Here is a 14,979-nt window from a genome sequence, read left to right as displayed (position 1 = left end):
TCCTCCAAGTCTTCCTCTGGATACGTCTTGCGGCCTCAAGGGCTCGTCGTGACGGCCTTATCCTGCCGTTCACGCCAAGTTTGGTAGAGCGCCAGGCGCTTGGCGAGCGCCGGGCTCGGGGGCGGCGCGCTGATGGAGCCAGCGCCCGCCCCCTGGATTTCGCGCCAGAAATGGCAGGCGACCCGCCGCCCATCGGGCGCTTCCTCGAGAGCGGGGTGCTGCTCCTTGCAGACAGGGCGGGCATGAGGGCAGCGCGTGTGGAAGCGGCAGCCCGAGGGTGGAGCCGCAGGGCTCGGCACGTCCCCGTGGAGCAGGGCTTTCGGCTGTCGGTTCGAAGGGCTCGGAACCGGGATCGCCGCGAGAAGCGCCTGGGTGTAGGGGTGAAGCGGATTGTCGAAGAGCGCATCTGTCTCCGACATTTCCATGATCTCGCCGAGATACATCACGGCGACCCGGTCGCTCATGTGCCGGATGACGGCCAGGTCGTGGGCCACGATGACGAGGGTCAGGCCGAAGCGATCCTTCAGGTCTTCCAGCAGGTTGATGATCTGCGCCTGGATCGACACGTCGAGCGCCGAAACCGGCTCGTCGCCGATGATCAGCTTCGGATCGCCGGCCAGGGCCCGCGCGATGCCGATGCGCTGCCGCTGGCCGCCCGAGAACTCGTGCGGATAACGGTCCGCGTGGGTGGGGAGCAATCCCACCGTCCGCATGAGGTCGGTCACGCGCTCGCGCTTTTCCTTGCCGCCCGCGAGCTTGTGCAGCCAGATGGGCTCCGCGATGATGTCGCCCACATTCATGCGCGGGTTGAGCGAGGCGTAAGGATCCTGAAAGATGATCTGAAGTTCGCGGCGTAGTTTGCGCAGCTCGCTCTTGTTCAGCTTGAGGATGGATTGCCCCTCGTAGCGCACGTCGCCGCCGGTCGGCTCGATGAGCCGCAGGAGGAGGCGGCCCAGGGTCGATTTCCCACAGCCGGACTCGCCCACGACGGCAAAGGTCTCGCCGCGCCGAACGCCGAGGGAAACCCCGTCGACCGCGCGCACGACGGTGGGAGAGGACAGCAGGCCGCCGCTGCCGAAATGCTTCTTGAGGTCGACGCTTTCAAGGATGATGTCGTCGGTCGCTGCCGTGAGGGTCATGCGGCTGCTCCACGCTTCTGTTCGAGGGGGGCGTACCAGCATCGCGCTTGGTGCCCTGGTCTGATTTCGCCGAGCGGCGGAAGGTCGTTCGCGCAGTGGTCGTCCGAGAAGGGGCAGCGTGGGGTGAAGCGGCAGCCCTTGGGCATCAACTCCGCCGGCGGAACCGTGCCGCGGATCGTCGCCAGCTTCCCCTGTCGGCGGCCGAGCGACGGAACGGAGCCCATGAGGCCGATGGTGTAGGGGTGCTGCGGATCCTCGAAGATGGCTTCGACAGGCCCGGTTTCCACCACGTGTCCCGCATACATCACGGCTACCTCGTCGGCGACTTCGGCCACAACGCCGAGATCGTGGGTGATGAGGATCATGGCCGTGCCCGTCTCCTCCTGGAGGCGGCGGATGAGGGTGAGGATCTGGGCCTGGATCGTCACGTCGAGCGCGGTGGTCGGCTCGTCGGCGATGAGCAGTTGCGGATCGTTGGCAAGCGCCATGGCGATCATGACGCGCTGGCGCATGCCGCCGGACATTTCATGCGGGTAGGCGCGCAGGCGCTTTTCAGGCGCGGGGATGCGCACCTTCCTGAGCATGTCCAAAGCCCGCTCCATGGCCTCGGCCTTCGAGACCTTCCGGTGCCGGACGATTCCTTCCGCGATCTGGTCGCCGATGGTGAAGGCCGGGTTGAGGGAGGTCATGGGCTCCTGGAAGATCATGGCCATGCGGTCGCCGCGGAGGTCCGCCCTTTCACGCTCGGACAGCGTCAGCAGGTCCCGTCCGTCGAACATGGCGGTGCCTGCAACGATCCGTGCTGGCGGGGTGGGCAGGAGACCCATGAGGGCGAGCGACGTGACGCTCTTGCCGCATCCGGATTCGCCCACGATGCACAGGGTCTTGCCCTTGCTCACCGAGAAGGACACGTCGTCGACCACGTTCACGCCCTTGGGCGCGCCGTCGAAACGGATGGACAGGCCTTGAACGCTCAGCAGCGGTGGCTGAGCGGCCGAAGCGGATGCGCCTGAACCGCGAATGTCTGTGATCGGCTGCCGCGCCGCTTCATGTCCCATGGTGACGCTCATTCTTGGTGTTTGCTGACATCATTTTTGCCGGAATCTCACCATCGATGCGGGCGGGCAGGGGGCTCGTCATGACTTTGAGAAGGCTATCGCGCACAAGTTCGAGATGTTCGCGCATGGCCTGCTCCGCCGCATGAGCCTCGCGCTGGGCGATGGCGGCGATGACCCGGCGGTGCTGCTCGACATAGAGCTGCTGCCTGTTGCCCGAGCGAGCGCGCTCGCGCAGGAGCCGCCAGGTTGTGTCCTGGCGGATCCGGTCGACCAGATCGAAGATCGCGAGGAGAAGGCTGTTGCCTGCGGCCTCCGCGATGGTGCGATGCAAGGCGCTGTCCCAGAGCTCGCGCCCATCCGCATCGGAGCTGGACGCCGTCTTTTCGGCCAAGTGAAGGAGACGCTCGATATCGCCGTTCGTGGCACGCATGGCTGCAAGCCGGGCAAGAGCGGGCTCGATCTCCAGGCGAACGTCCATCACCTCGAGGGGGTGAGTGCGTTTTGACAATTCGTCCAGGCTCGTCGGAGCACGAGCGGGCCGCGGGCCCAGAAATGTCCCCTTGCCCTGGTGACGCCAGATCCGCCCCTCGGCCTCCAGCACCTCGAGCGCCCGCCGCAGCGCCCGGCGGCCGATGCCGATCTGCGCCGCCAGCACCCGCTCGGCAGGCAGACGCTGCTCACCGTCGAAAGAGCTCTCGTCCAGAAGTGCCCGCAGTCGCACAAGGGCGGAGTTGGAGCTGTCCGACAGAGGCTCGGGGCTGACCATAGGATTCGCCTCTGGCGAACCAATCTTACTGTCAAGGCCGTGGTTCACGCATGTTCCTTTCGTGAATTTCGGCTTCCTTGAAATCAAGCTAACCAGAGACCGAACCAATATGCAACTGGTTCGGCGGTGGTTCGTTAATCAATTCATGCTCATTCCTTAGTCGCATATGCTGCTTTGGCAGCCGCACCGGCGCGGCCTAACGCTCTGGTCCATGCCTGTTCCTCGACATGTTCGGATGAAGCTCAGCTGTCGGGTTTTCCCCTCCGAGCCTTGAGGCTTCCGGAGACGATTGCCGTTGAGTCGTTGTTGTCGGTTACAAAAACGACGGTTACGTTCGCGACGAAGCCCGGAATGTCGTGCCGGCGGACAATACCGCCTCAGGGCCAGGCCGGCGCCAGCGGTTAATCGGGAGACACATGATGACAGCTAAAGCCTTCGCGTCGACCGGGGATCTGTCGGAGAAGACGGTGTCGTTTACCGAGATCGGGCCCGATCTCTACGCCTATACGGCCGAGGGCGACCCGAACACCGGCATCATTATCGGCGACGACGGCTGCATGGTCATCGACGCTCAGGCCACCCCAGCCATGGCCGAGGATGTGATCGCCCGCGTACGCAGCGTGACGGACAAGCCGATCAAGTACGTGGTGCTCTCCCACTATCATGCGGTGCGTGTGCTCGGCGCCTCCGCCTACAAGGCACAAGGCATCATCGCATCCAACGCCACCTACGATCTGATCGTCGAGCGCGGCGAGCAGGACAAGGCTTCCGAGATCGGTCGCTTCCCGCGCCTGTTCCGTGGCGAGAACAGCATTCCCGAAGGGCTGACCTGGCCCACCATGACCTTCGAGAGCGGCATGAGCGTGTTTCTCGGCAAGCGTGAGGTCAAGCTGTTCCATCTGGGCGCCGGGCATACGGCCGGCGACATCGTGGCCTGGGTGCCGGATGCCGAGGTGATGTTCACGGGCGATCTCGTCGAATACCACTCCGCCTGCTATTGCGGCGATGCGCATCTGCGCGAATGGCCGTTGACCCTCGACGCCATCCTCGATTTCCAGCCCAGGGCCATCGCTCCGGGACGCGGCGATGCGCTCCAGGGCGAGCGGCAGGTGCGCGAGGCGGTTGCAATGACCCGCGACTTCGTCACCAGCCTTTATGGCGCAGCCGAGCTGTCCGTGGCCCGTGGCCGCTCCTTGAAGGAGACCTTTGCGGCAGCGCGGGAGGTCATGGATCCGAAATTCGGCTCGTTCGCCATCTACGAACATTGCCTGCCCTTCAACGTCTCTCGCGCCTATGACGAGGCGTCGGGCATCGATCATCCGGTGATCTGGACCGCCGAGCGGGACCGGGAAATGTGGGCGGCCCTGCAGGAGTAAGCTCCCGCCTTATCCCACGCCTTCTCCGGCCTCGAAGAGCGCGTCGAGGCCGTGACGGTATGTGGGATAGCGCAACGTCACGCCGAGCTCCGTCTTGATGCGGGTGTTCCGCACGCGCTTGTTGTCCTCGTAGAAGGCGCGCGCCATCGGGGTTTGCTCGGCCGTCTCGAACGGCACCTCCGGGGGAGGCGCGACGCCGAGGAGTTCCGCCGCATAGGCGATCACGTCCTGAGGCGGGCCCGGCTCGTCATCGGCCACGTTGTAGACCGCTTTGCCGCTGCCGGGGTTCTCCATCGATGCCATCAGGACCTGCGCGATATCCGCCGTATGAATCCGGTTGAACACCTGTCCCGGCTTGACGATGCGCTTGGCCGTGCCGTCCGCAACCTTCAAGAGCGCATTGCGGCCGGGTCCATAGATGCCGGCAAGGCGAAAGATCCGGACCGCGAACGGAGAGTTCTGCCCGAGTTCGAGCCATTGCCGCTCCGCAGCGATGCGGTGGCGGGAGCGGTCGCTTGCCGGGTTGAGCGCTGACGTCTCATCCACCCAGTCGCCGTCCGCATTGCCATAGACCCCAACCGTCGACAGATAGCCGACCCAGCGCAGGCGAGGAGCCGCTGCAATGGCTTGGGAGAACGCCTCCAGCACGGGATCCGCCCCACCGGCAGGCGGGATGGAAACCAGAACGGCGTCCGTTCGGGCAAGCTGTTCGACGACCCGAGGATCGTGGTCCGTGCCGTCGAAGCGGTAGGCCTCAACCTCTGTCTCCTCCGGGATTCGAAGCTTTCTGGGAGTGCGAGACGTGCCGCAGACCTGCGAGAAACGGTGCCGGTAGGTTGCGATGAACTGCTGAGCCGTGTAGCCGAGCCCGAAGACGAAGAGGTTCATGATTTTTGTCAATCGCGATAAGCCATGCCGAACCTATAGGGCCCGGAGAGGCGCATCAACCTCGCCTGCAGCCCGTCGTCACCTGGGCGATCACCTTGCCGCAACGATCGGCAGGGTTGCCCATCCGGCGGTGTTTGAGCCATAACCGTCTGCCTGAACAGGGTTGCGAGTCGCGGCCGGACCGGCCCTGCCTCCATAGGCTTTGACGGAGAGGTCGTCCATGGTCCTGACCAACCAAGACATGGTCGAGCTGGTTGCCTTTCGGCGCAAGCTCCACCGCATGCCCGAGCTGTCGCGGGAGGAGGCGCAGACCGCGCGCGAGGTTCAGGCCTTCCTGAAATCCACCGGCCCCGACCGGATCATCACGGGTCTGGGCGGGCACGGGGTTGCGGCGATCTATGACGGCCGCGCACCCGGCCCCACCGTGATGGTGCGCTCGGAACTCGACGGCCTGCCCATCGAAGAGATCTCCAGCGCTCCCCATCGCTCCGCCACCCCCGGCAAGGCGCATCTATGCGGGCACGATGGGCACACGGCCATTCTCGCGGCCCTTGCGAGGGCTCTCGGCCGCCAGCGTCCGCAGCGCGGCCGGGTGGTTCTGATGTTCCAGCCGGCGGAAGAGGACGGATCGGGCGCGGCCGCGGTCGTCGCGGACCCGAAATTCCGCCAGATCGCTCCCGACTACGCCTTTGCCCTGCACAACCTGCCGGGATTGCCGTTCGGCAAGGTTGCGCTCGCCGATGGGCCGGTCAATTGCGCCTCGAGAGGCATGCGCATCGTGCTGTCCGGCAAGACCGCTCACGCCTCCATGCCGGAAACCGGGACTTCGCCGGTGAATGCGGTCGCCAACCTGATGCCGGCCCTGACGGCTCTTGGGGAGGGCGGCCCCCTGGATGAGGGTTTTGCGATGATCACCGTCACCCATGCGAAGGTGGGCGAGGCGGCCTTCGGCGTGGCTCCGGGCAGGGCCGAGATCTGGGCCACCTTGCGCACGCTCACCGATGCGGGGATGGAGGATTTATGCGCGCGAGCCGAGCATCTTGTGCTCAGCCGCGCGCGGGAGCAGGGGCTGGGCGTCGAGATTGCCTACGACGACATCTTTCATCATTGCGAGAACGCGCCGGAAGCGGTGGCTCACCTCCAGCGCGCTCTGACGGCCGAGGGCGTGCCCTTCGACCGCGGCAGCCTTCCGATCCGCGCATCGGAGGACTTCGGCCGCTTTGGCGAGACCGCTTCCTCGGCGATGTTCTTCCTCGGCGCGGGCGAGAACCACCCGAGCCTGCACAATCCCGACTACGATTTTCCCGACGATCTCATCGGTATCGGCGCAAGGGTGTTCCTGCGCACCCTGCGCGATCTCCTGGGGTAGGCCGCGGCGCTGATCCCGGCCTGCCGCCCTAAAGCGGCAGGTTGCGGAGCGCCGAGACGGCGGTCATCACGCCGCGCAATTCGGCAAGACCCTTCAGGCGGCCGATGGCCGGGTAGCCCGGGTGAGTGGGCTTGCCCACATCGTCCAAGAGTTCGTGGCCATGGTCCGGACGCATGGGGATGCGCCAGTGCGTGTCGCCGGCTTCCTTGCGACGGTTCTGCTCTTCCAGCAGAGCCGTGACGACCGCCACCATGTCCGTGTCGCCGCCCAGGTGGTCCGCTTCCATGAAGGATCCGTCCGGCTCCTTGGCCACATTGCGCAGATGAGCAAACCAGATCCGGTTCGCGAAGCGCCGCGCGATGGCAGGCACGTCGTTGGCCGGGTTGGCCCCGAGAGAGCCGGAGCACAGCGTGATCCCGTTCGCAGGCGAATCCACCGCGCCGAGAATGAAGGCGAGATCGTCCGCATTGGAGACGATGCGGGGCAGGCCCATGAGAGGGCGCGGCGGATCGTCGGGATGAATGCACATGCGGATTCCCACCTCCTCGGCCGTCGGGATCACCTCCCGCAGGAAGCGCGCGAGGTTCTCGCGCAGGCCGTCCGTGTCGATATCCCGGTAGCGGTCCAGCATCACGCGCAGGCCCGGAATGTCGTAGCGGTCGTAGGCGCCCGGCAAGCCTGCCATGATGTTGGAAAGCAGCTTGCGCCGGTCGGCTTCCGTCGAACGGTCATACCATTCCTTGGCGCGAGCCAGGGTTTCGGGGGACTGTTCGGCCTCGGCGCCGGGGCGTTGGAGCATGAAGCAGTCGAAGGCCGCATACTCATGGGCGTTGAAGCGCAGGGCCGTTCCGCCGCCCGGAAGAGGGTAGGCGAGCTCGGTGCGGGTCCAGTCGACCACCGGCATGAAGTTGTAGCAGACCGTCGTGACTCCGCACTCCGCAAGATTGCGCAGGGACTGGCGGTAATTGTCGAACAGGGGCGTGAGGTCGCCCTCGCCGATCTTGATGCTTTCATGGATCGGCAGGCTCTCGACCACGCTCCACCTGAGACCGAGAGAAGCGTCGGCGGCGATCAGCGCCTTGCGCTTCTCGATCTCCTCGATGCTCCAGACCACCCCATAGGGGATGTGGTGCAGGGCGGTCACGATCCCGGTCGCGCCGGTCTGACGAATGTGGGGAAGCTTGACAACATCGTCAGGTCCGAACCAACGCCAGGTCTGTTCCATGGGGTCACCTCACAGGATGGAGCCGATCTCGAGCGTCGGCTTTGGTTGAGTTTCGTTGCCGCTTACATCACCGCGCCGACCTGCCAGGGCAGGAACTCGGCATCGCCGTAGCCGAGCACCTCGGACTTCGACCGCTCGCCCGAGGCGACCCTCAGGATCGTCTCGAAGATCTCCTGTCCCTTGTCGGCGATCGACGCGCCGTCCAGGATATCGCCGCAGTTGATGTCCATGTCGTCGATCATCCGGCGATAGATTTCGCTGTTGGTGGCGAGCTTGATGGACGGCGTGGGCTTGCAGCCATAGGCCGAGCCGCGCCCAGTGGTGAAGCAGAGAACGTTGGCGCCGCCCGCCACCTGTCCGGTTGCCGAGACGGGATCGTAGCCGGGCGTGTCCATGAAGACGAAGCCCTTGGACGTCACCGGCTCCGCGTAGCGGTATACGTCGGTAAGCGTGGTCGTGCCGCCCTTGGCAGCAGCGCCCAGGGACTTTTCGAGGATGGTGGTGAGGCCGCCGGCCTTGTTGCCGGGGGACGGGTTGTTGTTCATCTCGCCCCGGTTGCGGGCGGTGTACTCCTCCCACCAGCCGATCAGATCGACGAGCTTCTCGCCGACCTCGCGCGTGGCCGCGCGGCGGGTCAGGAGATGCTCAGCGCCGTAGATCTCCGGCGTCTCCGACAGGATGGCCGTGCCGCCATGCCGGACCAGAATGTCCACCGCGGCTCCGAGAGCAGGATTGGCCGTGATGCCGGAATAGCCGTCGGAGCCGCCGCACTGCAGCGCGAGCATGAGTTCTGAGGCCGGCACCGTTTCGCGACGGGCCTGGCTGGCGAGCGGCAGCATGTCGCGAATGGCCTCAAGACCCTTCTCGACGGACTTTTTCGTGCCGCCAGTGTCCTGGATGGTCAGGCTGCGGAAGGTGTCGCTCTCCTGGATGTTGTAAAGCTCCTTCCAGCGGTCGATCTGAAAGACCTCGCAGCCCAAACCCACCATCAGCACGCCGGCCATGTTGGGGTTGGAGGCGTAGCCCCACTGGGTGCGCTTGAGGATATCGGCCCCTTCGCCCTTCAGGTCCATGCCGCAGCCTGTGCCGTGCACGAGCGGAATGATGCCGTCGATGTTGGGATAGTCGTCGAGAAGCCCGGAGCGCTCCACCTCCCGTGCGATGAAGCGCGCCACGGAAGCCGAACAGTTCACGCTGGTGAGGATCGCGAGGTAGTTGCGGGTGCCGACCTTGCCGTTCTGGCGGCGAAAGCCCTGGAAGGTGGCTTGGGCCTCGACCGGCAGGATCGTCTCGGCTCGCGCATCCTCGGCGAAGTGATACTCGCGGGCGAAGGCATGCATCTCCACGTTATGCTCGTGAAGCCACTCGCCCGCCTCCACCGGCTGCGAGGCGAAGCCGATGATCTGACCGAACTTGAGGATCGGCTCGCCCTGCGCAATCGGCGCCAGAGCGATCTTGTGGCCCCGGGGCACGCGGCTCTTCGCCGTGATCCCGTGCAGGATCGATCCGGGAACGATGGGATCGACGGCGACGGCCGAATTGTCGTTCTCGTGAAGGCGCACGGTCCGCGGCGCCAGGGCAGGTTTGTCCAACATCATTTTTCCTTCCGGCGCCACGCTCGGCCTTTTGACAGGCTGTGGGCTCAGGCAATAAGAACTTCCGGCGACGCTTCGGTCTCCGGCTCGAAAAGGTCTGGATATTGCGAGGCGAGTTCCGGCAGCGAGCGCAGGATTTCGCTCAGGTGCTGACGCATGGCCTGTTCGGCCGCAACCGGGTCCCTCGCCTTGATCGCATCCACGATGATCACGTGCTGCGCCAGCACCGCGTGGCGGGGAACGGCTTTGGTCATATCGAGAAACCGCACCCGGTCCATCTGGGGCTTGATGTCCTCGATCTTCTGCCAAGCGGCAGGCCGACCTGCGGTCTCGGCGAGAAGGCGGTGGAACTCCTCGTCCAGGGACAGGAATTCCTCCGTGGAGGCGGGGCGCTGCGCCCGCCGCTGCCGGGTCAGGCTGGCATTCAGCTCCGCGATCATGACGGGCGTGGCCTTCAGGGCAGCCTCCCGCACCACGGCGCATTCCACGGCCTCGCGGATGAAGCGGGCATCCTCGACGCCGGCACGGGAAATCTTCACTACCTGCGTGCCCCGCTGCGGCAGCACCCGCACCAGGCCGGCCTCGCTGAGCTTGATCAGGGCCTCCCGCACGGGCGAGCGACTGACGCCGAACCGCTGGGCGAGGTCCTGCTCGGACAGCATCTCCCCGGGAGAGATCTGCATGCTGACGATGGCCTGACGGAGCGCGCGCGTGACCTGCCGGGCCATGGGCTCACGGCCGGCGTCGAGCTTCGCAAGGGCTTTTCCATTAGTCATAAGTGGCACACTACCATACTAGTAGACCGTTGCAAAGGATCGACGTTCGTTTTAAGGTTCGTGGAAAGGGGCGTCCGAGACCAGCCGAGAGGGTGGGTGGCGGCGCCAAGGGAGAACGCCATGCTGATCCATCCGGACCGGCTGTTTCCGGTAGATCCTGCCGCCCGCGATGTGGCCCGCAGGCTCTATGCCGGAATTCAGGACCTGCCCATCATCTCGCCGCACGGTCATACGGATCCCCGCTGGTATGCGGAGAACGAGCCTTTCCCGGATCCTGCCACGCTCTTCGTCATCCCCGACCACTACATCTTCCGCATGCTCTACAGTCAGGGTGTGCGCCTCGAAGATCTCGGCATCCCGACGAAAAATGGAAGCGCCGTCGAGCGCGACCCGCGAGCGATCTGGCGCCGCTTCGCGGCCCACTACCACCTGTTTCGCGGCACCCCCACGCGGGCATGGCTCGACCACACCTTCGCAACCCTCTTCGGTTTCACCGAGCGGCTGTCGCCAGCCAACGCGGATGCCTATTACGACCGGATCGACGCGGCCCTGCGCACGCCCGAGTTCCGCCCGCGGGCCCTCTTCGAGCGTTTTCGCATCGAGGCCATCGCCACCACGGAAAGCCCGCTCGACCCGCTGAAACATCACGAGACCATCCGCCAGTCGGGCTGGAAGGGCCGGGTCGTCACCGCCTATCGCCCAGACCCGGTCGTCGATCCCGATTTCGAAGGCTTCCGGGGGAATCTCGCCCGCTTCGGCGAGATCACCGGCTGCGATACCCTGACCTGGAGCGGCTATCTCGAGGCGCACCGGAAGCGGCGCGCGTTCTTCCGCGAGTATGGGGCGACATCCACGGACCACGGCCATCCCACGGCCCGAACCGCCAACCTGTCCGGATCGGACGCGGAGGCCCTGTTCCGCCGCGTCTCGACAGGGGACGCCGGGCCTGAGGACGCGGAGCTGTTCCGGGCCCAGATGCTGACGGAGATGGCGGCCATGAGCGTCGAGGACGGCATGGTCATGCAGATCCATCCCGGCTCGTTCCGCAACCACAACGATGCGATCTTCAGCCGCTTCGGCCGCGACATGGGGGCCGACATCCCGTCGCAGACCGAATATGTGCGCGCCCTCAAGCCTCTTCTCGACCGCTTCGGCAACGAGCCGAATTTCACGCTCATTCTCTTCACCCTGGACGAGACGAGCTATTCGCGGGAGCTTGCGCCGCTCGCCGGGCACTATCCGGCGCTGAAGCTCGGGCCGGCTTGGTGGTTCTTCGATGCGCCCGAGGGCATGCGGCGTTTCCGCGAGCTCACGACGGAGACGGCCGGTTTCTACAACACGGTCGGCTTCAACGACGACACCCGCGCCTACCTGTCGATTCCGGCGCGGCACGACGTGGCCCGCCGCGTCGACTGCGCGTATCTCGCGGGCCTCGTGACCACGCATCGCCTCGATGAGGACGAGGCGCACGAGGTGGCCCACGACCTTGCTTATCGCCTCGCCAAAGAGGCCTACAAGCTGTGAAAGCTGGCATGGCTCACGAAGGCCATGCCGCACAGAACGGGAGGAAGACAATGACGAATTCAATCAGCAGACGGACTTTCGTCGGCGGTGTCGCCGGCGCTGCGGGCATCGCCGCATTCGGCGGGCCGAGCTTTGCCCAACTGGCGCTGCCAACAAGCCCGGTGACCCTCAACGTCATCGATGTGGCCGGCAATCTGGCGCTCACGCAGAAGGCCATCGAGAACTACCGCAAGGCGAAGCCGAACCTCGTCTCGCGCATCAGCTTCACCAAGGCGACCGCTCCTGAACTTGCCGGCAAGATCAAGGCGCAGCAGGATGCGGGCCGCGTCGACATCGACCTTGTGCTCACCGGCACGGACGCGCTCTCCGCCGGCATCGAGCAGAAGCTCTGGGTCGATCTCATCGGAAGCCATTCCAACGCGCTGCCGAAACTCGACGACATCTACCTTCCGGCGGCCGCCAAGATGCAGGGGCTCGCCAAGGGGCAGGGCGTGGTCGTCACCTATTATCCGTCGGGCCCGCTGCTCGAATACATGCCCGACAAGATCAAGCAGGTGCCCACCACGGCCGAAGAGCTTCTGGCCTGGGCGAAGGCCAATCCGGGACGCTTCATCTATGCCCGCCCGGCGAACTCGGGTCCTGGGCGCACCTTCATCATGGGCCTGCCCTACATCCTCGGCGACAGCACCCCGCAGGATCCGGCCAAGGGCTGGGACAAGACCTGGGCTTTCCTTAAGGAGCTGGGGCAAACGGTCGAGTACTACCCGTCCGGCACCGGCGCGGTAATGAAGGAACTCGGCGAAGGCTCCCGCGACATGACCGTGTCGACCACCGGCTGGGACATCAACCCGCGCGTTCTCGGCGTCGTGCCGAAGGAGGCCAAGGTCGCGGCCCTCAAGGGCTTCCACTGGGTGGCGGACGCTCATTACATGTGCGTGCCCAAGGGGCTGTCGAACGAGAAGATGGCCGTTCTCATCGACCTGATGAACCACCTGCTCACCAAGGAGCAGCAGGCCTACACCTACGACGAAGGTTATTTCTATCCGGGTCCCGCCGTGAAGGGCGTAACCCTCGACATGGCGCCGCCCGAGAGCCAGGCCGCCATCAAGGAATTCGGCCGTCCCGAATACGAGAAGTGGATCGCCGAGAACCCGATCGAACTGCCGCTCCAGCCCGAACAGATGGTCGTCGCCTTCCGCATGTGGGACGAGCAGGTCGGCGGACAGAAGCGCAAGTAAGAACCAAGAACCAAGGACCCGCGATGACCATTGCCCTTTCCCAGTTCGACGAAGTCCGGCTCGACCGTGTCAGCCGCGACTTCGGGGCGCTCAACGCCTTGCGCGACATCTCCCTCACGATCCGGCGGCGCGAGTTCATCGCGCTGCTCGGACCATCGGGATGCGGGAAGTCGACGACGTTGAACTGCATCGCGGGTCTTCTCCCCGTGACCGGCGGAGCGATCTGGCTCGACAAGAGCCGGGTCGACACCCTGCGTCCCGAGGAGCGCGGCTTCGGCATGGTGTTCCAGAACTATGCCCTCTTTCCTCACCTGAACGTGCGCCAGAACATCGGCTTCGGCCTGAAGATGCGCGGCACGCCGAAGGCCGAGATGGACCGCAAGGTGAACGAGGCGCTCGCCCTCGTGCGCCTCCAGGGCCAGGAGAACAAGCTGCCGGGCCAGCTCTCCGGCGGCCAGCAGCAGCGCGTGGCGATTGCCCGCGCCATCGTGATCGAGCCGCCGCTGGTGCTCATGGACGAGCCCTTGTCGAACCTCGACGCCAAGCTGCGCCTCGAAATGCGCGCGGAGATCCGGCGCATTCACAACGAGCTCGGCGCCACGACCATCTACGTGACACACGATCAGGACGAGGCCCTGTCGCTCGCCGACCGCATCGTCGTCCTGCGCGACGGCGTTGTGCGGCAGGTGGGCACGCCGAAGGAGCTTTATGAAGCCCCTGCCCATCTCGATGTGGCGGACTTCATGGGCTTCCGCAACAAGCTGAAAGGCAAGGTCGTCGCGGTCGAGAACGGCCGCGCCGTCCTCGACGTGGAAGGCGCGCGCATCAGCGGCGTCGCCCGCGAGAGGCTGTCGCCCGGCTCATCCGCTTATGCGGCCATCCGGCCGGACGATCTCGAGGTCGGCGAGGCCGGACCGAACGCCATCGCGGTCACCGTCGACACCATCGAGTATCGCGGCCGCGAGTTCGTCGGGACCGCGCATTCGGCAGGCGGGTTCGACTTCGTCTTCCGCTCCCACCAAGCTGTGGAGCCGGGATCGACGGTTTATCTGCGGGCGGACGACGGGCGCGTTCTCGTCTTCGCGGAGCCGACCCAGGGGAGGAACTGATGGACGCTCTTGCCCCGGCCACCACCATCGATCATGGACCCAGCCTGCGCCAGCGGCTGGCGGCGAACGGCTTCGATGCGGTCACCCTGCTCGTCGTCCCTGCGGCGATCCTCAGCCTCCTGCTGTTCATCTATCCCTTCGCCTTCGGCTTCGTCCTGTCCTTCGAGCCGAAGGCCGGCGGCGACTGGCTCGCCAACTACAGGCGCTTCTTCTCCGACGCCTTCCTCTATGAGACGATTGCCAAGACGCTGTGGCTCGCGGTCCCGGTCACGCTCCTGAACCTGCTGCTCGCGGTTCCGGTCGCCTTCCGGGTCCGCCTCATGCGGCGCCAGCGCCTTCTGACCACAATCCTCGTTCTCCCCATCACCTTGGGCACGGTTCTGGTAGCCGAGGGGCTGCTGAACTACCTTGGGCCCCAGGGCTGGTTCAACCGGACGCTGATGACGTTCGGCCTGATCTCGCAGCCCTTGAAGCTCGTTCACAACTACTGGGGCGTTTTCGCGTCCCTCCTGATCACGGGCTTCCCGTTCACGTTTCTTCTGACCCTGTCCTATGTCACCGGCATCGATCCCGCCCTCGAACAGGCGGCGGCGACCCTTGGCGCCAATGCGTGGCAGCGCTTCCGGCACGTCTACCTGCCGCTCTTGATGCCGGGCTTTGCCATCACCTTCTGCCTGTCCTTCGTGCAGGCCTTCTCGGTCTTTCCCTCGGCCGTGCTCCTCGGCGAGCCGGCGGGGCTGACCCGGGTGATCTCGATTGCGGCCGCGCAGGCGGCCTTCGAGGAATACGATTACTCCATGGGATCCGCCATCGCGATGATCATGGGCTTCGTCCAGCTCGGCATCGTCGTCGCGGTGCTCGCCTCGCGCGGGTTGTTCTATCGCGGCCCGGCCTCAGGCGCGAAAGGTTAAAGGCG

13 protein-coding genes are annotated in these 14,979 nt (G+C 65.4%); 6 read left to right on the top strand and 7 right to left on the bottom strand.

Going from position 1 to position 14,979, the window contains the following annotated elements; translation table 11 throughout:
* Nucleotides 1–35 precede the first annotated feature (35 nt).
* From JKG68_RS01130 to JKG68_RS01120, 3 genes are read right to left on the bottom strand one after another with little or no spacing between them, the layout of a single operon-like run.
* Nucleotides 36–1,139, bottom strand: coding sequence for an ABC transporter ATP-binding protein (locus JKG68_RS01130; RefSeq protein ID WP_202055240.1), 1,104 nt, complete (start codon nt 1,137–1,139; stop codon nt 36–38).
* Complete coding sequence (locus JKG68_RS01125) at nt 1,136–2,197, bottom strand: ABC transporter ATP-binding protein (RefSeq protein ID WP_246514993.1); 1,062 nt, start codon at nt 2,195–2,197, stop codon at nt 1,136–1,138. Before JKG68_RS01125 ends, JKG68_RS01130 begins: the two co-directional genes overlap by 4 nt.
* Entirely contained in the window at nt 2,187–2,963 is a 777-nt protein-coding gene (locus JKG68_RS01120) for a FadR/GntR family transcriptional regulator (RefSeq protein WP_202055239.1), read from the bottom strand. Before JKG68_RS01120 ends, JKG68_RS01125 begins: the two co-directional genes overlap by 11 nt.
* Nucleotides 2,964–3,382: 419 nt before the next feature.
* On the opposite strand from JKG68_RS01120, the gene JKG68_RS01115 reads away from it, so the two are divergent.
* The gene (locus tag JKG68_RS01115) at nt 3,383–4,339 is read left to right on the top strand and encodes an MBL fold metallo-hydrolase (protein WP_202055374.1); all 957 of its coding nucleotides are present in this window, start codon (nt 3,383–3,385) and stop codon (nt 4,337–4,339) included.
* 9 nt (nt 4,340–4,348) lie between these two features.
* On the opposite strand, the gene JKG68_RS01110 is transcribed toward JKG68_RS01115, so the two are convergent.
* Complete coding sequence (locus JKG68_RS01110; RefSeq protein ID WP_202055238.1) at nt 4,349–5,227, bottom strand: SDR family oxidoreductase; 879 nt, start codon at nt 5,225–5,227, stop codon at nt 4,349–4,351.
* A 220-nt stretch (nt 5,228–5,447) separates the two neighbouring features.
* On the opposite strand from JKG68_RS01110, the gene JKG68_RS01105 reads away from it, so the two are divergent.
* Nucleotides 5,448–6,596 carry an amidohydrolase gene (locus JKG68_RS01105; protein WP_202055237.1) on the top strand — a complete coding sequence of 383 codons (1,149 nt, stop codon included), beginning with the start codon at nt 5,448–5,450 and terminating at the stop codon, nt 6,594–6,596.
* 28 nt (nt 6,597–6,624) lie between these two features.
* Here JKG68_RS01105 and uxuA read toward each other — a convergent pair whose 3' ends face one another.
* The 3 genes from uxuA to JKG68_RS01090 form a co-directional block, all read right to left on the bottom strand.
* A complete protein-coding gene (uxuA, locus tag JKG68_RS01100; protein WP_202055236.1) occupies nt 6,625–7,821 on the bottom strand; it encodes a mannonate dehydratase in 1,197 nt (398 codons plus the stop codon).
* A gap of 62 nt (nt 7,822–7,883) precedes the next feature.
* Nucleotides 7,884–9,419, bottom strand: a complete 1,536-nt coding sequence (locus JKG68_RS01095) for a D-arabinonate dehydratase (protein WP_376773096.1) — start codon at nt 9,417–9,419, stop codon at nt 7,884–7,886.
* A gap of 44 nt (nt 9,420–9,463) precedes the next feature.
* Nucleotides 9,464–10,192, bottom strand: a complete 729-nt coding sequence (locus JKG68_RS01090; protein WP_202055235.1) for a GntR family transcriptional regulator — start codon at nt 10,190–10,192, stop codon at nt 9,464–9,466.
* A 120-nt stretch (nt 10,193–10,312) separates the two neighbouring features.
* Between JKG68_RS01090 and uxaC the strand changes: the two genes are divergently transcribed.
* From uxaC to JKG68_RS01070, 4 genes are read left to right on the top strand one after another with little or no spacing between them, the layout of a single operon-like run.
* Entirely contained in the window at nt 10,313–11,716 is a 1,404-nt protein-coding gene (uxaC, locus tag JKG68_RS01085; protein WP_202055234.1) for a glucuronate isomerase, read from the top strand.
* Between the two features lie 50 nt (nt 11,717–11,766).
* Nucleotides 11,767–12,954 carry an ABC transporter substrate-binding protein gene (locus tag JKG68_RS01080; protein WP_202055233.1) on the top strand — a complete coding sequence of 396 codons (1,188 nt, stop codon included), beginning with the start codon at nt 11,767–11,769 and terminating at the stop codon, nt 12,952–12,954.
* A 23-nt stretch (nt 12,955–12,977) separates the two neighbouring features.
* Nucleotides 12,978–14,063: an ABC transporter ATP-binding protein gene (locus tag JKG68_RS01075; protein WP_202055232.1), complete on the top strand. Its 1,086-nt coding sequence runs from the start codon at nt 12,978–12,980 to the stop codon at nt 14,061–14,063.
* Entirely contained in the window at nt 14,063–14,974 is a 912-nt protein-coding gene (locus JKG68_RS01070) for an ABC transporter permease (RefSeq protein ID WP_202055231.1), read from the top strand. The genes JKG68_RS01075 and JKG68_RS01070 overlap by 1 nt, the downstream gene beginning before the upstream one ends.
* Nucleotides 14,975–14,979: the final 5 nt, after the last annotated feature.

Origin of the sequence: Microvirga aerilata, assembly GCF_016743775.1 — a bacterium.
Taxonomy (GTDB): domain Bacteria; phylum Pseudomonadota; class Alphaproteobacteria; order Rhizobiales; family Beijerinckiaceae; genus Microvirga; species Microvirga aerilata.
The sequence above is the reverse complement of the archived record's forward strand: the minus strand, read 5'-3'. Positions and strand labels throughout refer to the sequence as shown.